General features: G+C 64.8%; 20 protein-coding genes. 10 read left to right on the top strand and 10 right to left on the bottom strand.

Going from position 1 to position 17888, the window contains the following annotated elements; translation table 11 throughout:
- Positions 1-2 precede the first annotated feature (2 nt).
- The 4 genes from HWV23_RS00680 to HWV23_RS00665 form a co-directional block, all read right to left on the bottom strand.
- Positions 3-878: a phosphoribosyltransferase HisG-related protein gene (locus HWV23_RS00680; protein ID WP_178288526.1), complete on the bottom strand. Its 876-nt coding sequence runs from the start codon at positions 876-878 to the stop codon at positions 3-5.
- A gap of 48 nt (positions 879-926) precedes the next feature.
- Positions 927-2591, bottom strand: a complete 1665-nt coding sequence (locus tag HWV23_RS00675; RefSeq protein ID WP_178288524.1) for a coiled-coil domain-containing protein — start codon at positions 2589-2591, stop codon at positions 927-929.
- Between the two features lie 70 nt (positions 2592-2661).
- Positions 2662-3489: an MBL fold metallo-hydrolase gene (locus HWV23_RS00670; protein WP_178288522.1), complete on the bottom strand. Its 828-nt coding sequence runs from the start codon at positions 3487-3489 to the stop codon at positions 2662-2664.
- Between the two features lie 63 nt (positions 3490-3552).
- A complete protein-coding gene (locus tag HWV23_RS00665) occupies positions 3553-3948 on the bottom strand; it encodes a YlbF/YmcA family competence regulator (protein WP_178288520.1) in 396 nt (131 codons plus the stop codon).
- 149 nt (positions 3949-4097) lie between these two features.
- Here HWV23_RS00665 and dph2 point away from each other — a divergent pair, with 149 nt between their 5' ends.
- The 4 genes from dph2 (at position 4098) to HWV23_RS00645 (ending at position 8560) form a co-directional block, all read left to right on the top strand.
- Positions 4098-5150: a diphthamide biosynthesis enzyme Dph2 gene (dph2, locus tag HWV23_RS00660; RefSeq protein WP_178288518.1), complete on the top strand. Its 1053-nt coding sequence runs from the start codon at positions 4098-4100 to the stop codon at positions 5148-5150.
- Positions 5151-5217: 67 nt separating this feature from the next.
- A complete protein-coding gene (locus HWV23_RS00655) occupies positions 5218-6537 on the top strand; it encodes a hypothetical protein (RefSeq protein ID WP_178288516.1) in 1320 nt (439 codons plus the stop codon).
- A gap of 24 nt (positions 6538-6561) precedes the next feature.
- Positions 6562-7440 (top strand): cell division protein CdpA domain-containing protein, encoded by an 879-nt coding sequence (locus tag HWV23_RS00650; RefSeq protein WP_178288514.1) that lies wholly within the window; start codon positions 6562-6564, stop codon positions 7438-7440.
- A gap of 94 nt (positions 7441-7534) precedes the next feature.
- The gene (locus tag HWV23_RS00645) at positions 7535-8560 is read left to right on the top strand and encodes a disk-shape morphogenesis protein volactin (protein WP_178288512.1); all 1026 of its coding nucleotides are present in this window, start codon (positions 7535-7537) and stop codon (positions 8558-8560) included.
- Between the two features lie 9 nt (positions 8561-8569).
- On the opposite strand, the gene HWV23_RS00640 is transcribed toward HWV23_RS00645, so the two are convergent.
- Positions 8570-8968, bottom strand: coding sequence for a transposase (locus HWV23_RS00640; RefSeq protein WP_178288510.1), 399 nt, complete (start codon positions 8966-8968; stop codon positions 8570-8572).
- 122 nt (positions 8969-9090) lie between these two features.
- On the opposite strand from HWV23_RS00640, the gene HWV23_RS00635 reads away from it, so the two are divergent.
- On the top strand, positions 9091-9732 hold the full coding sequence (locus tag HWV23_RS00635; protein ID WP_178288508.1) for an METTL5 family protein: 642 nt from the start codon (positions 9091-9093) through the stop codon (positions 9730-9732).
- Between the two features lie 17 nt (positions 9733-9749).
- On the opposite strand, the gene HWV23_RS00630 is transcribed toward HWV23_RS00635, so the two are convergent.
- Positions 9750-10337 carry a uracil-DNA glycosylase family protein gene (locus HWV23_RS00630; RefSeq protein ID WP_211693292.1) on the bottom strand — a complete coding sequence of 196 codons (588 nt, stop codon included), beginning with the start codon at positions 10335-10337 and terminating at the stop codon, positions 9750-9752.
- 55 nt (positions 10338-10392) lie between these two features.
- A complete protein-coding gene (locus tag HWV23_RS00625) occupies positions 10393-10902 on the bottom strand; it encodes a halocyanin domain-containing protein (protein ID WP_178288506.1) in 510 nt (169 codons plus the stop codon).
- 137 nt (positions 10903-11039) lie between these two features.
- On the opposite strand from HWV23_RS00625, the gene HWV23_RS00620 reads away from it, so the two are divergent.
- Positions 11040-11759 carry an alanyl-tRNA editing protein gene (locus HWV23_RS00620; RefSeq protein WP_178288504.1) on the top strand — a complete coding sequence of 240 codons (720 nt, stop codon included), beginning with the start codon at positions 11040-11042 and terminating at the stop codon, positions 11757-11759.
- Here HWV23_RS00620 and HWV23_RS00615 read toward each other — a convergent pair whose 3' ends face one another.
- Positions 11760-12062 carry a hypothetical protein gene (locus tag HWV23_RS00615; protein ID WP_178288502.1) on the bottom strand — a complete coding sequence of 101 codons (303 nt, stop codon included), beginning with the start codon at positions 12060-12062 and terminating at the stop codon, positions 11760-11762.
- A gap of 102 nt (positions 12063-12164) precedes the next feature.
- Complete coding sequence (locus tag HWV23_RS00610) at positions 12165-12566, bottom strand: CBS domain-containing protein (RefSeq protein WP_178291583.1); 402 nt, start codon at positions 12564-12566, stop codon at positions 12165-12167.
- 170 nt (positions 12567-12736) lie between these two features.
- On the opposite strand from HWV23_RS00610, the gene HWV23_RS00605 reads away from it, so the two are divergent.
- Genes HWV23_RS00605 through HWV23_RS00595 form a run of 3 tightly spaced genes read left to right on the top strand, consistent with a single transcriptional unit; the run spans position 12737 to position 16284 of the window.
- Positions 12737-14014 (top strand): Single-stranded DNA binding protein, encoded by a 1278-nt coding sequence (locus HWV23_RS00605; RefSeq protein WP_178288500.1) that lies wholly within the window; start codon positions 12737-12739, stop codon positions 14012-14014.
- Positions 14011-15549: an RPA family protein gene (locus HWV23_RS00600; RefSeq protein WP_178288498.1), complete on the top strand. Its 1539-nt coding sequence runs from the start codon at positions 14011-14013 to the stop codon at positions 15547-15549. The genes HWV23_RS00605 and HWV23_RS00600 overlap by 4 nt, the downstream gene beginning before the upstream one ends.
- Positions 15550-16284 carry a metallophosphoesterase gene (locus tag HWV23_RS00595; protein WP_178288496.1) on the top strand — a complete coding sequence of 245 codons (735 nt, stop codon included), beginning with the start codon at positions 15550-15552 and terminating at the stop codon, positions 16282-16284.
- Positions 16285-16290: 6 nt separating this feature from the next.
- Here HWV23_RS00595 and HWV23_RS00590 read toward each other — a convergent pair whose 3' ends face one another.
- Entirely contained in the window at positions 16291-17355 is a 1065-nt protein-coding gene (locus tag HWV23_RS00590; RefSeq protein WP_178288494.1) for a pyridoxal phosphate-dependent aminotransferase, read from the bottom strand.
- 195 nt (positions 17356-17550) lie between these two features.
- Between HWV23_RS00590 and HWV23_RS00585 the strand changes: the two genes are divergently transcribed.
- Complete coding sequence (locus tag HWV23_RS00585) at positions 17551-17847, top strand: DUF5658 family protein (protein WP_178288492.1); 297 nt, start codon at positions 17551-17553, stop codon at positions 17845-17847.
- Positions 17848-17888: the final 41 nt, after the last annotated feature.

Below are 17888 nucleotides of genomic sequence, written 5' to 3'. Positions count from 1 at the left end.
GACTACTGAATCGCAGTCGTTTCGACGCCGCCGACGATTTTCTCGGCGACTTCTTCGACGCCGTCGCCCGCTTCGGCGGGGTTTTCGAGCAGGACCGTCTGACTCGGGAAGAGTTGTTCGCCGATGCGGAGGCCGTGGTCCCGTGCGGTCGACCCGGTCACCGTCAGGTAGACGCCGAGGCCGACCGAGGCGATGGCGGCTTCTTCTTCTCGGTCGCCCGGATAGCGGAAGTCGATGCCTTCCATCGCGCGGCTGCCGAGGACCGCCCGCACCAGTCGCTCGTAGCGCGGTGAGATACAGAGCGGGCCCTCGTAGTCCTCGACGAACTCGCGGGTCGGGTCCTCGCAGACGTCAGGCGTCGAAAGCAGCGTGTGATAGACCGTATCGCCGAGGCCGCCGACGACGCGGACGTCGGTGTCCTTCGGGTCGATGCGGTCGTTGAGTTCGTCCAGACTCGACAGGGGGTCGGCGTCGATGCGGACGACCTCCTCGAGGACGAGGTCGGCGGCGTCGAAGCCGAGTGCGAACTCGTGTTTGCGCAGCGAGCGGAACGGCTCCTCGCGGCCGACCAACTGGAGGTCGTGCTCGCCGATGTCGACGGTCATACTGTCGAAGACGACCCGTCGCGGCATCCCGGGGCGGGCGTCCCGCAGGAGGGTGTATTCGGGGGCGTAGGAGTCTGTATCGCTGTAGGCCGCCAGCCGGTCGTAGACGTCTCGGTCGGCGGTCTGCTTGTCCTTGGTGACCGCCTTCTCGTAGCGGAGCGTCGAGGCCACCTCGTCGGCGCGGTCCTCGATATCCGCAAGGGCCGCGACCCGTTCGAGGACGGCTTCGAGGGGCCGGCCCTTCCTCGGCACGGCGACACGGATCGTCGTCATTATCGGCTTGTCGCCGTCGACGGATAAAACGAAACTGGTTCGGGAACGTTATTCCGCGTCGTCGCTGTCGTCGGTACCGCTGCCATCTCCACCGCCACCGCCGCCGAGCGGTCCGAGGGCGTTGGCCAGTCGGTCGCGGAGTTCCGCGACCTCGCCGATCTGGTCTTCGAGGTCCTCGATGTCCGCTTCGAGCGCCGAGATGCGCTCGGTGGCCTGCTCGCCGAGTTCGTCCCGGAGTTCCTCGACTTCGTCGGCGGTGTCGGCCGCTTCCGCGGCGACCTCGTCGATTTCCATCCACAGTTCGTCGAGTTCCTCCTCGACGCGCTCTTCGGCCGTGGTTTCGAGGTCGTCCAGCGCGTTTTCGAGGTCATCGAGCGCGTCCTCAGCACGGTCCTCGATGTCGTTGATGCGCTCGGTCGTCTCCTCGATTTCCGATTCGATGTGGTCTTTGGCCTCGTCGACGAGGTCGTCGACCCGTTCCTCGGCGGACTCGACGACCTCGTCGACCTGTTCTTCGGCGTCGTCGGCGAGCGTATCGAGTCGCTCTTCGCCGTCTTCGAGGAGTTCGTCGATGCGCGCTTCGGTATCGTCGATGCGCTCGTCGAGTCGCTCGTCGACGGACTCGGCGATGTCGACCGCCTCTTCGGTCTGTTCTTCCATCTCGTCGAGGCGCTCGGTCGCCGACTCGAAGTCCTCGCGGATGTCCTCGATGACCTGCTGGGCGTCGCCGTTCTCGTCGATGAACTCCTCTAAGGCCTCGGTGTAGGCCTGCAGGTCCGCGACTTCGGACTGGAGGTGTTCGATGCGTGTCTGTACGCTGTTGTTCGACGGGTCGACGCCGAGGGCGTCCTGAAGAACGTCGAGGTCGTCGTCGTCGACCTCGCCGCTTCGGATTTCGTCCGCTAGCGTCGCCGCGAGACCGGCCGACGCACCGGCTCCGGCCGCCTCGCTACCGACGGAGGGGACCGACCGGATTGCGGACTCCGGGCCAGATTCGTCGTCGGATTCGCCCTCGGACTCCGAATCCGCATCGGCGTCGGCCTCGGCCGCCGTTTCGCCTGCTGTACCATCCGCCGACTCGTCGTCCGGTTCGGCGAGGTCTATCGGCTCGACGGGGTCGTCATCGTCGTCCTCGCTTTCCGCTTCGGCTTCGGCGTCCGTTTCGGACTCGACTGCGGAGTCGGGAATCGAGACGTCCCCCTCCTCGTCGTTCGGGCCGGTAACGTCGATGTCGATATCGACGTCATCAGCGCCGGACTGGTCGGCGTTCGCGTCCGTGTCCGTCTCGGAGTCGCCCTCACCGTCACCGTCGACGACATCTCCGACGACATCGTCGGGGGCTTCCTCCAGCGGCGGGTCGACCGACTCGATTGTCGGTTCGGACATGAACGGGTCGGGGTTGTCCATATCGGCCGCTCGAAGGCCGTAGACCGTGGTGTACTCCTCGTGTGGCTCGAACTCCCGCTCGAAGACGATTTCGTTCCCCTCGACCTCCCAGTACTCGGAGCCGTACTTCGGGTGAAAGCCGATGTCCTCCCCCGGAATGTGGTCCGGGATGGTATCGGTCATCGTTAGCGAAACGGGTTCTTCCCGTTCGGAGCGCACGACGAAGGCGATAGCCGGCACCGGGAAGTCGTCCGGTTCGAAGGACTTCTCGACGACGACCCCACCCTCGGAGACAGTGACGATATCCTCGGATTCCACGTTGCTCATACTGGGTACTGCGAACGGTCCTCAATAACCCTATTGGCTGACTTAATAATCGAAACGAAAGAAACCACGTTTAGACGGTCGTCGAGTCGCCGATTTCGAGGACGTCCAGCGTCCGCGGGTACTCGAAACTGCGCGTGTGGTGCCGCAACGATTCGGGGTCGGCGGTCAGGCCCTTCCACATGTCCCAGTGGGTCGGCAGCAGGCGGTCCAGTTGGAGTTGATTCGCTGCCTCGGCGGCCATGTTCTCGTCGGCATACCACTGTGTGTACTTCGGCTCGCGGGTCTGCTTGTCCGGAATCATGCCCGCCGAACCGAACGCGACGACCCCGAGGTCGATGTCGTAGCGCTCGCCGATTTCTTCGAACCCGTCGCTCGGCCGCGCGTCGCCGCCGTGGAAGAAGGTCCCCGAGTCGTGCTCGATGACGTAGGCGACCGGATGGTCGGCGTCGGGGTCGTTGGCCGGTTCGACGTGGATAGAGAGGGCGCCGATGTCGAGGGAATCGCCCTCCGAAACGGTCTCGAAATCGTCGTCGGTGACGTCGTAGTCGTCGGTCCATGCCGTCGCTTTTTCGGCCGACGCCGAAGGCCCGTAGAAGGTGGCGTCCGTATCCGCCAGAATCGGCGCCTGCGAGGGACCGTGAACGTGGTCGGTGTGTTCGTGGGTCGCCAGTACGGCGTCGGCCTCCGCGACGTCCTCGGGGGCGAAAGGTACCGGAATCATCCGCACGGTCCGCGGTGGGTCGCCCGTCCCGAGATACGGGTCGATGAAGACGGTCGTGCCGTCGTCGGCCTTCAGGATGAAGCCGTTACAGCCCAGATACCAGACCGCGAGGCCGTCGGGGTCGGCCGATTCGACGGCCCGCGGCAGCCAATCGCCCCAGTCGGAGTGAACGCTCATGGATGTGACTGAGGGTGGTTGCTCAAAAAGGAAGGCGATACGGATTCGGGGTCGGAACCGAACTTAGTCCTCGCAGCAGCCGCCGGCCTTCTGTCCGAAGTCGACTTCCAGCGGTTCGGAGATGATTTCGTTGAGTTCCTGCAGTTTCAGCTCGATTTCGGACTGGGCCTGCAGATACGCGGACATCTTCGGCTTCTCGTGGAGTTCCTGCTGGGCCGACTGAAGCTCACGCAGATCCTCGTTGCTCGCATCGCCCGTCTGTCGTGCCATCATGAACTCCTCGCGGAGCTGTTCGAACTCGCGAATCTCCTCTTGAAGTTCCTCGTCGGCCTCGACGGCCGCTTTGGCTTCGCAGAACTCCTGGTAGGCCGGGAGGTCCGTGATGGCCTCGCCGAGTTCCGTTGCGAGTTCGTCGACATCGCTCGTAAGGTCGCCTTCGGGAGTCGTCTCGACGCTCATTACCCGCGCTTTGTGCCTCGCGCCTAAAGAGGTGCCGGATGGATACAGCGGTGCCGGAACCCACAACCGACGGCCGGGCCACGAGAGCAGCTATCACTCCGGTTGGCGAAGCGCGGAGATTAAACGTCCGCGACGGTTATTCAGGTCCAATGAGTCAGGAATCCTCGGAACGAACCGAGGGCGACCTCCGGAACACCGGGATGTCGCTCCGACACGAGCGGACGTGGGACTACGAACTCGACCGAATCGTGGATGCGGTCGAAGAGCGGGATGCCGGCACCGTCGGTCTGCAGTTCCCCGAAGGCCTCAAGCGACGCGCCCCGCGCGTCGCCGACGACCTGCGAGAACTGCTTCCAGAGGACGTCAACGTCCTCATTTCGGGCCAGCCCTGTTACGGCGCCTGCGACCTCGACACCGAGGTCATGCGCCGGACGGACGTCTTCGTCCACTTCGGCCACTCCCCGATGAAGGAGTCCGAGAAGATAATCTACGTCCCCCTCTTCTCGAACGTCGAAGTCACGCCCATCATGGAGGAGTCCCTGGAGGAACTCGCCGACCCCGACGAGGACCCCGCAGTCGGGCTCGTGACGACGGCCCAGCACATGAACAAGTTCGACGAGATGCGCTCGTGGCTCGAAGAGCGCGACTACGAGGTCGAAGTCCGCCGTGGCGACGACCGCCTGACCCACGAGGGGCAGGTCCTCGGCTGTAACTACGCCTCCGCGGACGTCGACGCCGACCAGATTCTCTACGTCGGCGGCGGGAAGTTCCACCCCCTCGGCCTCGCGATGGAACACCCCGACAAGAAGGTCATCATCGCCGACCCCGTCAACAACGTCGTCAAAATTGCTGACACGGAGAAGTTCATGAAGCAGCGATACGCCTCCGTCCACAAGGCGATGGACGCCGAGGAGTGGGGCGTCATCTACTGCACCAAAATCGGACAGGGCCGCTGGGAGAAAGCCCAGGAAATCGTCGAGAACAACGAGAACGCTTACCTGCTGACGATGGACGAGGTGACCCCGGACCGCCTCACCAACTTCGGGCTGGACGCCTACGTCAACACCGGCTGTCCCCGGATTACGACCGACGACGGCCCGCAGTTCAAACAGCCGATGCTGACGCCCGGCGAGTACGAAATCGCCGTCGGCAACAAGGACCTCGAAGACCTCGAATTCGACACCTTCCACGGCACCTGGTAACCGTCAAGCGGCTACGCCCTTCTTCCGTCCAGAAAACGTTTATCGACGGCTGTCTACGTTTCTGCCGATGCCCTCCACTCGCCGCCGCGTCCTCCTCGGTGCCGCGGGAACGCTCGCCGCCCTCGCCGGTTGCAACGAGACGACGAGCGACGACTACCCGACGGTCACGCCGGTGGACGTGCCCCGAAGCAGTTCGGAAATCCTTCGTGAAGCCGCCGAAATCGAGTGGCCGGACCTCCCGCCGGCCGTGCCGGTCTCCGATGAGCGACTCGACCACGCACTGGAACACGCGGAATCGCTCGTTTCGGACCTTCGCGCAGCGGCCGAAGCCAATCCCGATGTCGAGTTGACCGGCCTGCGACGGGCGATACCGAACGACCCGAACGACATCGTCGAGGACGCGAACGCGAGACTCCAGTCGGCCCGCGAGACCGACCGGGGCGAGGCCGCGCTACGACAAATCGAGTCGACGGTCCGTGACGTGGCCCTCGCGCTCGGCTACATCGAGGCCAAGACCGGCGCCGTCGACCGAGCGGCCATCGAAGCGATGATAGAAGACGAGCAGGCCGCCCTCGACGCGCTCACCGAACGGTTTTCCTACCGCATCGCACGCCCCATCGGGGACCACCTGCCGATGTTCTACGAGGCGGAACGCCGGCTGACGGAGTTTCGGTATCTCGACCACGCACGGGAGCAACTGGCGGACGCCGACAACGGCGGTATGGACGAACACACGGCGTTCGCGTTGGTTCGGCAGAGCGTCGAACGCACCCGACTGGCTCGGTCGACTATCGCCACCCTGCACGACTCGGCGACCGACGCGGAGGCGCCGTCGCTCCGTACCGCGATTCCGCCCGCCCTCGCGGACCTCCGTGAGGAAGTCGTAGCTATCGCGGAGTCGTACGCCGACCGTGACCCGCCGAACGATGCCTCGCCGAAAGGCCGGGTTCGGGACATCCGGATTCAGGTCGGCCGACGAAGCCGACGCTGGCTCTCCGAACTCGACGACAACGACGGCGAGCCATCGGTGCGACTGCTCGTCGACATCGCCACGTATCTGACGGAATTCAACGCCTTCGATGCGGCGGTCACACGAACCGTCGACCGATTCGAGAACGGTGAGATACCGGCCGAATCGGTCATCGATGCCAAGGAGGACGCCGTCGACGGTATCGAAGCGGCGGCCTCCGGAACGCCGCTTCAGCGACATCTCGCCGAGCGCAGCGAGATGCTGCTGGAGACGGCCGACCGTACCTCGTCGAGCGACGGTGACACCCGTGCCGTCGCACGGGCCCATCTGTTCTATGCGGGCGTCGCCGAGTGGACGACCCGAGCGGTCGACCGTGGGGCCGACCTCACGGCGTCGCTCGAGGCCAAACAGTCATAGGCCACCGCTCGAAAGAGGGTGCCAATGACGACCGCCGACACGGACGGGTCGGGCGAGGACCGACTCGTCGCACTCTATCGGAACTACATCGGGGAACCGGACCGGCGTACGGACGTTTACCTCGGCTTCGCGCTCTTCTTCGGCGGCCTTGGCCTCGGCTTGATCGGATTGCTGCTTTTCGGCATCGAGCGAACCGCCCTTGCGGGCGAGGTGTTCTGGCTCCGCGAAATCGCTTTCGCGGGCGGGGCCTTCGGCCTGCCGCTGGTGCTGTTTTCGGTCGTCGTACTGTTGCCCGCCGACCGCCGAGCGCTGTACGTGGCCGCTGTCGGCCTCGTGGTCACCATCGCCGCTATCGCCTTCTTCGTCTCCGTCTATCCGAGCAACTGGAACGCCGGCGCCGACTACAGCCTCCGCGGCGTCACCATCTATGCGGTCGGCGTCGTGAGCGTCCTCGCCTCGACGGGCGCCGCCCTCGTCAGTTACCACATCGAGCGAGTCAGCGGCGGCCCCGGAACCGCTGCCGAGGAGGCCGAAACCGACGCCGGTCCCGACGTCACCGACGAGCAGGTCCAGCAGGACATCGACGAGGCCATGTCGAACACCGAAATCAACTGGGGCGGCGTCGAGAAGGTCGAAACCGAGCGGCTGAACATCACCCCCGACGCCGAACTGGACGGCGAAAACCTCGACCAGTCTTCGGCGAACGTCCACCGCTCGAAAAGCGTCGACGAGCAACTCTCCGCACTACAGGGCCTGAAAGGCGGCGAGAACCGCACCGACACGAGTGACAGCGTCGACGACCAGGCGGCGGCCTTGCAGGAACTCCGCGAGCAGCAGCGCAAGGAGGCCGAGGCCGAACCCGACGGCGTCTGGGAACGTCTGAAGCAGCGTCTCGGCGGCTAACGGTTCTTTTCCTCCCTATTTTCGACAACCGTGCCCGAGACGCATGGTATGAACTGGCAGGTATCTTTATTAGCGACCCACCGCCCCTTCCTCCATGGCACGCGGCATTGACGTCGGGACGATGAACATCGTCTCGGCACAGCAGGAAGGAAACGAGACCGTCTTCGTATCACAGCGGAACTCCTTTGTCGAGATCGAATACAGCGACATGGCCGAGCGGATGCTCTCCCGGTCGGACGTCCTCCACATCCGTAAGGACGACAAGGTGTACGTGGTCGGCGACGACGCGCTGAACTTCGCGAACATCTTCAACGAGGAAACCCGCCGGCCGATGAAACACGGTATCCTCTCTTCGGAGGAGCAGTCGGCCATCCCGATGATCAAGCTCATCATCGAGCAGGTGGTCGGCGAACCCGACCGCCCCAACGAGCGGATTCACTTCTCGACGCCCGCCGACCCCATCGACTCGGACCTCTCGACGCTGTACCACCAGAAGACCCTCGAATCGTTCCTCGCCGATATGGGCTATGACCCCGAACCCATCAACGAGGGCATGGCCGTCATCTACTCCGAGTTGGCCGACTCGAACTTCACGGGACTGGGCATTTCCTTCGGCGCCGGGATGACCAACGTCTGTCTGTCCTACTACGCGGTCCCCGTGATGACCTTCTCCGTGGCCCGCGGCGGCGACTGGGTCGACGAACAGACCGCCACCGCGACCGGCGAGAAAATCGACAAGGTCACCTCCATCAAGGAGGACGACTTCCGACTGGACTTCACGACCGACGCCGGCGGTGTCGAGGGCGCGCTGTCCATTTATTACGACAACCTGCTCGATTACGTCATCGAGAACGTCGCCCAGGAGGTCAACGAGGAAGACGTCGAGGAGGGCCTCGACGTACCCGTCGTCGTCACCGGCGGTACCGCGAGCCCGCCCGGCTTCGAGAAACTCTTCGAGGAACGCCTCGAGAAGGCCAACATCCCCTTCTCCATCAGCGACGTCCGGAAGGCCGACGAACCGCTCTACAGCGTCGCCCGTGGCGCGCTGGTGGCCTCCCGAACCGAGGAAGGCGGCGGTGGCGACGAGGAAGAAGCCGAGGCCGCCGAGGCCGAAGACTAACTCGTTTCCTTACGCCTCGTTTTCTTCGTCCGTGTGTACGGCGCTGTGGCCATCCAACGCCGCCCGCGAGTCGAACGTCTCGCCGCAGACTGCACACGCGAACTCGGCGTCGGGTGCCCCGTTGGTCCCGTTGCCGGCGTCGACGCGGATGAATGCGGGTTCCAGTGTGTCGCCCTCCTCGTCGATGAACTCCGGCGTCGGGTCGTCCTCTGCCGTCTCGATGGTGACCGATTCGACGCGGTCGACGTTGTGGAACCGGGAGATGGCCTCGTCCCACGATTCCGGCGGGTCGTACTCCCCGCGGTGTTCGACGGGGACGCCGATGTAGCCACAGGCGTTGCAGCCGAACGCCTCCCGGCCCTGCAGGGCGTACCGCTCTAAGTCCTCCCCGCACCGGGGACACTCCATGACTGGTCGTTACACACGGGGTAGAAAGAAACTATCGCGTGGCTCGGTCGGCCGACCCGCCCCGGGATATTAACAACAGACATACACAAACCTATAAGAATTTCTGGTAAGTATTGCGGGACATGACAGACGGGAAGGCGGGCGCGACGCGCCGACGGTTGGCACAGGAGTTGGCAGTCGTCGCGGGGTTCGAGGACCCACGCGCGCCGCTGGAGCAGTACCACACGCCGCCCGATTTGGCGGCTCACATCGTCCACGTCGCGGACCTGCAGGACGACATCGAAGACCGGACCGTGGCCGACCTCGGCTGTGGGACGGGGATGCTCGCACTCGGGGCGGCCCTCCGCGGGCCGAAGCGCGTTCTCGGCGTCGATATCGACCCGGCGCCGCTGTCGACCGCCTGCGAGAACGAAACCCGGGTTGGCGCGATGACCAACGTCGCGTGGCTCCGGGCCGACGCGACGCGGGCGCCGCTGTGTCCCGATGAAGAAGTGACCGTTCTCATGAACCCGCCGTTCGGCGCCCAGACCGGCAGCGAGGGCGCCGATCGCGCTTTCCTCGAAACCGCCGCCAACGTCGCGGCCGTCTCCTACTCCGTCCACAACGCCGGCAGCCAGGAGTTCGTCGAAGCCTTCGCCGATGACAACGGTGGCGAGGTGACCCACGCTTTCGCCGCGGAGTTCGAGATTCCGCGCCAGTTCGAACACCACACCGAGGAATCCCAGCAAATCGATACCGAAGTCTTCCGCATCGAGTGGGCGTAATCGCAGGGACGCTCTCCTTAGCCGACCGTCGTCGCCACGCCTTTCGTCTGTCGATAGTCGCTATCGAGCAGCGCCGCCAATCGGTCGATAAGGGCCTCCTCGTCGCCCGGTTCCCAGTCGGCAGGCTCCCGGACGGGGACGACCAGAAAGCCCCGGCCCCGGACCTCGCTGGCGTGGAGACGGTCGGCGTCGTGCGGGAGTTTCCGCGCCTGGGTCGTGAACTCCTCCAGAACGTACGACAGCGGAGCGTCGCCGACCGGCAGGAGGATGTGGGCGTTCAGGGCCCGGAGTTCCGCGTCGAGATACCGTTCGAGGTCGGCGGGGTCGCCGGGCGAGAGGTGAAGATAGGAGAGGTAGCAGTTCGTCAACTCGGGGCCGTCGCTGTACGGTTCGGCCGCGAAGCCAACCGAATGGAGGACGCGTTGCAGACGCTTGCCGGCAGTCGAGTCCGTGAAGGGAACGCCGGTGTCGGCGCCGCCGTGAGTGTCAGCATCGGCGCCGATGACGTGGAAATCAGCGTTCGCGTCGCCGTACCCGTGGACGGCCGGTTCGCCGGGCGCTCGCATGCCGAAGGGGTTCGACACCCGGTCCGTCACTCGTTTCACGGCCACGGCTAGGCGGTCGACGTATAAAAGAAAGCCGGCAGTCCGATTAGTCCGATTATTCGACGACTTCGATGGCGCCTTTCATGCCCTGGGTCTGGTGGGGTTCACAGACGTAGAGTTGGATGCCGGTGTTGTCGAAGGACTGTTCGAAGGTGTATCCCTCTTCGTTGGAGTAGTCGCTAGTGAAGTCGCTTTCGGAGCCTTCGACGGAGGCGACGTTGTGGCTGCCGCCCGCGCCGGTCCACTCCCAGACGACGGTCGTACTCGAGGAGATGCGAATCGCCGGCGGGTCGAAGGCCAGCCCGTCGCCAGCGCCGACGTTCACGGTTACCTCGTCCTGACCGGTGAGGTCCTCGACGGAGCCCTCGTAGAGGTTCGCACCGTCGAGGTGGTCGGCGATTTCCTGCGGCACGTCGCCACCGTTGCCACCGGGCGTCGGCGTGTCACCGTTCCCGTTCCCGTTGCCGTTCCCGTTGCCGCTGTCGCCGGTACAACCGGCAACCGCACCAACCGCAACCGTTGCGCCGGTAGCCTGAACGAATCGCCGTCGGCTGAGTTCTCGCATACGATTATTCGTTGGGCATGAAACCACATAAAACGCCCCTGTCAAGTGCCAACAGACCTTGATGCGGTGGGGAGGCGTCGTACGCTCGCCCGAGTTGGACCGACCGCTTCTTGCGCTTGCAGGTTCAACGCCCGCGCATGACCGACCTGCTGTATCTACCGAACGACGACCATGTGACCGAATTTACGGCCACGGTGACGGAAGCGACGCCGGAGTATATCGTTCTCGACGGCACGTACTTCTATCCCGAAGGTGGCGGCCAACCGGCGGACCACGGCACCATCGAATGGGACAGTGGTCGGGCCGACATCGGTGACGTCCGGAAGAACCACGGCGACGTTCGCCACCGCATCGAATCGCTGGATGGCGACCTCCCGAAGGAGGGGACGACCGTCGATGCCGAAATCGACGCCGAGCGCCGCGCGAAACTGACCCGGATGCACACCGCCCAGCACGTCCTCTCGCGGGTCGTCCTCGACGAATACGGCGCGGAGACCGCGGGCAATCAGGTCTACGAGGACCGCTCGCGCATCGACTTCGAACCAGCGAACTTCGACGAGGAGGACATCGCCTTCATCGAGGAACGGACCAACGAGGTCATCGACCGCGGCCACTCGGTTACCAAGGAGAACCGCCCGCGCGAACAGGTCGAGGAGAACGTCACGGAAGGGCGGGCACTTCTGGACCTCATCCCGGAGTCGGTCGACCCGCTTCGCGTCGTCGAAATCGAGGACTTCGATATGTGTCCGTGCGGCGGTACTCACGTCGAGCGACTGGACGAAATCGGGCGCGTGGATATTATCGACCACACCTCGAAAGGCGCCGACGTCCACCGCATCGAGTTCGAACTCGCCTGATTAAGCGTCGAGGGACTCCATCACGCCGGGGTTCTCCCAGAGTTCGTGGAGCGTACCCGCCGCGAGGAACCGGGTCGGCGCCGTGACCCACTCGCTGGTTACGGGGTCGTCCGCGGGCGGGCAATCGGTCGTGAACCACCAGGCGACGTACCGGCCGTCGTCGAGTCGGGCCGTCGGATAGGCCTCCTTCTCGACGAGGATATCGATACGGGTGTCGGACTCGACGGGCGGGTTCTCCGTCTCCTCGGCAGCGAGACTGACCTCTATCGGCACGTCTTCGGGGTCACTCGCGGATGGCGACATTGTCAGGGACTGAACCCTTCACTACAGAACTACAAAAAGCCTCGTCGGGCAGGCGTCTGACGTTCGACAGGCACCTGAGGGTTCACCTTTAAAACGCCGGATTCAGGCGGTCTGTGTCTGGAGGCCGGCGACGTAGGTGGTGAGGTCCGTCGTCGTGATGATGCCGATGACTCCCTCGGTGTCGTCGACGACGGGCAGGTGGTGGACCCCCTGTTCGAGCATCAGGTCGGCGGCCTCCTCGATGGGCGTCTGTGCGGTGGTCGTGACGACGTCGGTGCTCATGTACTTCGAGACCGGCGTCTGGTCTTTCGGCTTCCGTTCGCTGACGATATGAACGAAGTCCGTCGAGGTGAGGATGCCTCGCAGTCCGTTGTCCTCGTCGACGACGAGCACGGAACCGATGCCGCTGTCGATCATCAACTGGGCTGCGTCCTCGACGAGTGTGTCGGGAGAAACGGTTTGCAGGTCCGAAGTCATCAGTCGGGCGACGAAGATATCGTCCATCATACTACCCTCTCGGTGTTGCCGGGTGTTAAGCATTATCAATAATGCAAGACAATCGCGAAGATCGAGGCCAGTAATTACTCAAATACACTGGCCGATTAGATGACAAGACCCGTAGCTACAGCGCTCGGCGCGAACGCTTTTGGGGCCCCCTGACCAACGTCCGTTCGATGAGCTTAGACGATGCTGCCGAGGAACTCGCCTCCAGCCTCGGCGTAGACAAAGCGGAGGTCAAAGAGGACTTGGAGAAGCTCGTCTCGTATTCGGTGCCGATGGACGAGGCGAAACAGAGCCTGCGCCGGAAGTACGGCGACGGCGGCGGCGGTGGTGGCGGCAGTGACGAACCGCCCGAAACCGACATCGACGACATCGAACCCGACATGGGTAACGTCACCGTCACCGCGCGCGTGCTGACGGTCGGCAAGCGCTCGATTCGCTACGAGGGCGAAGACCAGACCATCTTCGAGGGGGAGTTGGCCGACAAGACCGGCCGCATCTCCTACACCGCCTGGACCGATTTCTCGCTGTCGCCCGGCGACACCATCACCGCGGGCAACGCCGGCGTCCGCGAGTGGGAGGGCGACCCCGAACTCAACCTCGGTGAATCGACGACGGTCACCCTGCGGGACGAACCGCTGGAAGTCCCCTACGACATCGGCGGGGAACGCGACCTCATCGACCTCGAACCCGGTGACCGCGGCCGAACGCTGGAAGTGAAAGCCGTCGAAGTCGAATCCAAGACCATCGACGGCCGCGACGGCGAGACCGAAATCCTCAGCGGCGTGCTGGGCGATTCGACCGCCCGCCTCCCGTTTACTGACTGGGACCCCCACGACGAAATCGCCGAAGGCGAGTCGGTCCGGCTTGAGGACGTCTACATCCGCGAGTACCGGGGTGTCCCCTCCGTGAACGTCACGGAGTTCTCGACGGTCGAACCGACCTCCGAGGTCGCAGTCAGCGATTCGGCGACCCGGATGACCATCGGCGAGGCCGTCGGCGCGGGCGGCGTCTTCGACGTGGAACTGGTCGGCAACGTCATCGACGTCCGCGACGGCTCCGGCCTCATCCAGCGCTGTCCGGACTGCGGCCGCGTCGTCCAGAACGACCAGTGTCGGAGCCACGGCGAGGTCGACCCCGAGGACGACATGCGCGTGAAGGCCATCCTCGATGACGGCACCGACACCGTCACCGTCGTCCTCGGCCGCGAGTTGACTGAGGAAATCTACGGCGGCACCCTCGAAGAAGCGCTGGAACACGCCCGCGATGCGATGGACCGCGAAGTCGTCGCCGATGACATCAGCGAGCAACTGGTCGGCGGCGAGTACCGCGTTCGCGGCGCGCTGTCGGTCGACGAATACGGTGCGAACCTCGACGCCGAGGAGTTCGCCGAGAGCGACGACGACCCCGAGTCACGCGCCCGTGACCTGCTGGCGGAGGTGGGCGCATGAGTGACTCCGGCCCCGGACGACGGGAGGTCGCCTACCGCCTCTTCGCCGCCGAGTTCGACGACGCGGAGTTCTCCTACAGCGAAAGCGACGAGGAGCGCGCGCCGAACTACGTCGTCACGCCGACCGGCGCGCGGGTCAACCGCCTCTTCGCGGTCGGCGTCCTCACTGAAGTCGACGACGTCAACCCCGAGATGGTTCGGGGGCGTATCGTCGACCCGACGGGCGCTTTCGTCAGTTACGCCGGCCAGTATCAACCCGAAGCGCTGGCCTTTCTCGAACGCGCCGACCCGCCGACCTTCGTCTCCCTCTCCGGGAAGGCTCGAACCTTCGAACCAGACGACGGCGACCAGATTTACACGTCGGTCCGGCCCGAATCAATCAGCGAGGTCGACGCCGAAACCCGGGATCGCTGGGTCGTCACGACGGCCGAGCGGACCATCGACCGCATCGGAATCATGGCCTCGGCCATCGAGGCCGAACTCTCCGGCGACCAGTTACGCGCCGCGCTGGTCGAGGAGGGTATCGACGACCGCCTCGCCGACGGCGTCGCGCTCGCGTTGGATTACTACGACACGACGCCCGCCTACCTCGACGCGCTTCGGGAGACCGCTCTCGATGCCGCCCGCGTCGTCGCGGGCGAGCGCGATGAGGTCCGGCGACTCGACGTCGCCCCCGACGAGGGGATGGGCGACGCCAGCGACCTCGCGACGCTCGACCTGTCGGGTGCTCCCTCGCCGGCGTCGGCGGCTGCCGCGGCCGGCGTCGACGAGGAAGACGAGGCCGAGGTCACTCCGGGAACGGTCGAAGAGGAAAGCGAGGAACCCGAACCCGAGGAGTCGGCCGAAGCGGAAACGGAGGTCGAAACCGAACCGGCGACCGGAGAGCCTGCTGAAGTCGAAGGAACGTCCGAACCCGCCGAATCCGAGACCATCGAGGAGACCGAGGAAGTGACCGAAGAGACGGCCGAACCGGCGGCCGAACCCGAGACTGAATCCGAGACCGTCGAGGAACCCGGCGAATTCGAATCCGAAGAGGAGGTCCGCGAGGAAGTCGAGGAGGAACTGGACGACTTCGACCCCGGAGAGTTCGACCTCGACGAGGAGACCCGCGAACAGGTCGAAGAGGAGTACGGCACCGAGTTCTCGACGGCCGACGAGGTTGAGGAGGCCGGCATCGAGACCCCCGAATCCGAGGGTGAAATTGAATCGGAACCCGAAGCGACCGAATCCGAGGAAGTGCCGGAACCCGAACCGGAAGACACCGAGGAGCCGGCCGAACCCATCGAGGGGGAGGCCGAGGAAGAAACGGGAACTGAAGAAGAGGCCGAAGCCGCCGGAGACGTCGACCTCGAAGACGCCGTCATGAATACGATGGAAGAACTCGACGAGGGCGACGGTGCCGACCACGACGAACTCGTCGAGGCAGTCGTCGAATCCCACGGTGTCGCCGCCGACGACGTCGAAGAGGCGATTCAGGACGCCCTCATGAGCGGCCGGTGTTACGAGCCCTCCGACGGCACGCTCAAGTCCATCTGAATGCTCGACCCGGTGCCCGGCCGGCCGGCCGCCGTCGCCGACTGCGGGCCGGAGCGCGCCCTCGTCGTCGCCGACTATCACGCCGGCATCGAGGTGGGCCTTCGACTGGATGGCGTCGAACTCCGAAGCAACGCCGAGCAACGCCGTGAGCGCCTTCTTCGGTTGTTGGTCGACACCGACGCCGACCGCGTCGTCCTTTTGGGTGACCTCGCGGACGCCATCGGCGAACCGACCGGTGCCGAGCGCATCGAACTGGAGACGCTTTTGGAGACGGTCACCGAGCGCGTCCCGGTCACGATTACGAAGGGCAACCACGACGGAAACATCGAGGCCGTCGCAGACGGCATCACGGACGTGAACGTCGTCGATGGCTCCGGAACCCGTATCGGCGACGTTGGGTTCTGTCACGGCCACACGTGGCCCGCCGAGGAAGTCGCCGCCGCGCCGACGCTGTGTACCGCCCACGAGCACCCGCAGGTCCGACTCGAAGACGCGGTCGGCGGTAGCCGAACGGAGCGCGTCTGGCTTCGAGGGGGTATCGACTCGGCGGGCTTTCCGGAGTACGACGAGGTGGGCGACCGAATGGTCGTCTGCCCCGCGTTTAACGACCGCTCGGGTGGCACCTTCGTCAACGAAGCCGACGGGTTCCTCTCACCGTTTCTGCCCGAGGGGTTGGCCGACGGCGAGGCTTACTTGCTCGACGGAACGCGGCTTGGCGATTATCGGCGCGTGTAGGTCCGCTCAGGCGTGTTGCTGGAGGAACGAATCGACGCGTGCCAGCCCTTCGACGAGTTCCTCGTGAGGCAGGCCGAAGCCGATGCGGAACCAGTCGGAGCGGTCGAAGGCCTCGCCGGGTGCGAGGACGACCGATTCGGCCTCGACGAGGCTTCGGCAGAATGATTCTCCGCCAGCGAAGCCGTCGGGCACCTCGATGAAGGCGTTGGTCCCGCAGTCGGGATTCGACCATTCGAGGTCGTGTTCGTCGAGGAACTCGACGACCAATTCGCGGTTTTTCGCGGCGTGCTCGCGGTTCTCGGCCAGTAATTCCTCCCGGCGGTCCCACGCCTGTCGGGCAATATGCTGGCCGAACGCCGAAGGCGAGATGGTGGTGTAATCCTTCCAGTTCTCGACGGCGGCGACGACGGCCGCGGGGCCACAGAGCCAGCCGAATCGTAAGCCAGCGAGACCGAAGGATTTGGAGACGCCGGCAGTCGAGATACCGTAGCGGCCGAAACTCGCGACGGGGGGCCGTGGGTCCTCGTCCAGCAGGCGGTAGACCTCATCACAGAGCAGGTAGGTTCCGTTGTCCGCACAGACGTCGTAGAGGGCACGCATCGCGTCCTCGTCGTGGTAGCGGCCGGTCGGGTTGTTCGGGTTGTTGACGACGACGAGGTCGGTATCGGGGCGAATCGCTTCGGCGACCGCATCGACATCGAGCGTCCAGTCGAGGTCCGAAAGGGGGACTTCGGTCGTTTCGGCCAGCGCCGCCGGCACCTCCGAGAGCGACCCGTAGGTCGGCGTCACGACGACGGCGTGGGTATCGACCAGCGAGAGGAATGTGAGGAAGTTGGCCTCCTGTGTCCCACAGGTGAAAATCGTCTCCTCGGCGGTTCGGTCGTGGTGGGCGCCGATGGCCTCGCGGAATTCGGGGTCGCCTGCGGTGGGGATGACGTAGCCCAACTCGCCGGGGTCCGTATCGAAGCGGCTCGCTTCGAGCGGGCGAACGCCGCTTTCGGCGAGCATGATATCGGCGCCGGATTCGACCTCGGCGAACCAGCGTTCGAGTTCGAACGGTTCGATTTGCATACTCGAAGGTCGGCGGGCGGCCTCAAAAGGCCGCCGTCCGAGTCCCGTGTGGACAGCCCGAACTCGCCGCGGGAAGGCGTTGTTTACCGGCCTATTTCCATGGGTAAGCTGGATGTTACAATGGTCGTATTCGCCGTATCCCGGGGCATGAGCGGCGAACCCGTGCGGGTTGAGGCAATTCCTCGACGTGGTGTGATGGGGTTGTGGGGCATCGCCGTTCTCTGTTTCGGGGCCGGCGACGTGGTGACGACGGCTGTGGGACTCCGACTGACGGGCGTCGTCGAACTCCAGCCGCTCGCCGCGTACCTCTTCGAGTATTCGGCCGTCGGGTCGATGCTCGTGCTGAAAGCCACCGTTTTCGGGGGCTGTTATGTCGTCTGGCGGCGCACGCCCCAGCCCTACTGTGTCGGCGTGCCGCTGGGGTTGGCGGTCCTCGGGACACTCATCGTCGTCTGGAACCTCCGTGTGTTGCTTCTCACGACGCTTGCATGAGGCCGGCGTATCCTTTTAAACAAGACCACCGTGAAAACCCG

The organism is Natronomonas halophila (genome assembly GCF_013391085.1).
In the GTDB taxonomy this organism is placed as follows: Archaea; Halobacteriota; Halobacteria; order Halobacteriales; family Haloarculaceae; genus Natronomonas; species Natronomonas halophila.
The sequence above is the reverse complement of the archived record's forward strand: the minus strand, read 5'-3'. Positions and strand labels throughout refer to the sequence as shown.

What these genes read in the sequence shown, in the direction of transcription:
- HWV23_RS00680 (WP_178288526.1), bottom strand. Translation starts at nt 878, where the DNA reads ATGACGACGATCCGTGTCGCCGTGCCGAGGAAGGGCCGGCCCCTCGAA.
- HWV23_RS00675 (WP_178288524.1), bottom strand. Translation starts at nt 2,591, where the DNA reads ATGAGCAACGTGGAATCCGAGGATATCGTCACTGTCTCCGAGGGTGGG.
- HWV23_RS00670 (WP_178288522.1), bottom strand. Translation starts at nt 3,489, where the DNA reads ATGAGCGTTCACTCCGACTGGGGCGATTGGCTGCCGCGGGCCGTCGAA.
- HWV23_RS00665 (WP_178288520.1), bottom strand. Translation starts at nt 3,948, where the DNA reads ATGAGCGTCGAGACGACTCCCGAAGGCGACCTTACGAGCGATGTCGAC.
- dph2 (WP_178288518.1), top strand. Translation starts at nt 4,098, where the DNA reads ATGAGTCAGGAATCCTCGGAACGAACCGAGGGCGACCTCCGGAACACC.
- HWV23_RS00655 (WP_178288516.1), top strand. Translation starts at nt 5,218, where the DNA reads ATGCCCTCCACTCGCCGCCGCGTCCTCCTCGGTGCCGCGGGAACGCTC.
- HWV23_RS00650 (WP_178288514.1), top strand. Translation starts at nt 6,562, where the DNA reads ATGACGACCGCCGACACGGACGGGTCGGGCGAGGACCGACTCGTCGCA.
- HWV23_RS00645 (WP_178288512.1), top strand. Translation starts at nt 7,535, where the DNA reads ATGGCACGCGGCATTGACGTCGGGACGATGAACATCGTCTCGGCACAG.
- HWV23_RS00640 (WP_178288510.1), bottom strand. Translation starts at nt 8,968, where the DNA reads ATGGAGTGTCCCCGGTGCGGGGAGGACTTAGAGCGGTACGCCCTGCAG.
- HWV23_RS00635 (WP_178288508.1), top strand. Translation starts at nt 9,091, where the DNA reads ATGACAGACGGGAAGGCGGGCGCGACGCGCCGACGGTTGGCACAGGAG.
- HWV23_RS00625 (WP_178288506.1), bottom strand. Translation starts at nt 10,902, where the DNA reads ATGCGAGAACTCAGCCGACGGCGATTCGTTCAGGCTACCGGCGCAACG.
- HWV23_RS00620 (WP_178288504.1), top strand. Translation starts at nt 11,040, where the DNA reads ATGACCGACCTGCTGTATCTACCGAACGACGACCATGTGACCGAATTT.
- HWV23_RS00615 (WP_178288502.1), bottom strand. Translation starts at nt 12,062, where the DNA reads ATGTCGCCATCCGCGAGTGACCCCGAAGACGTGCCGATAGAGGTCAGT.
- HWV23_RS00610 (WP_178291583.1), bottom strand. Translation starts at nt 12,566, where the DNA reads ATGGACGATATCTTCGTCGCCCGACTGATGACTTCGGACCTGCAAACC.
- HWV23_RS00605 (WP_178288500.1), top strand. Translation starts at nt 12,737, where the DNA reads ATGAGCTTAGACGATGCTGCCGAGGAACTCGCCTCCAGCCTCGGCGTA.
- HWV23_RS00600 (WP_178288498.1), top strand. Translation starts at nt 14,011, where the DNA reads ATGAGTGACTCCGGCCCCGGACGACGGGAGGTCGCCTACCGCCTCTTC.
- HWV23_RS00595 (WP_178288496.1), top strand. Translation starts at nt 15,550, where the DNA reads ATGCTCGACCCGGTGCCCGGCCGGCCGGCCGCCGTCGCCGACTGCGGG.
- HWV23_RS00590 (WP_178288494.1), bottom strand. Translation starts at nt 17,355, where the DNA reads ATGCAAATCGAACCGTTCGAACTCGAACGCTGGTTCGCCGAGGTCGAA.
- HWV23_RS00585 (WP_178288492.1), top strand. Translation starts at nt 17,551, where the DNA reads ATGGGGTTGTGGGGCATCGCCGTTCTCTGTTTCGGGGCCGGCGACGTG.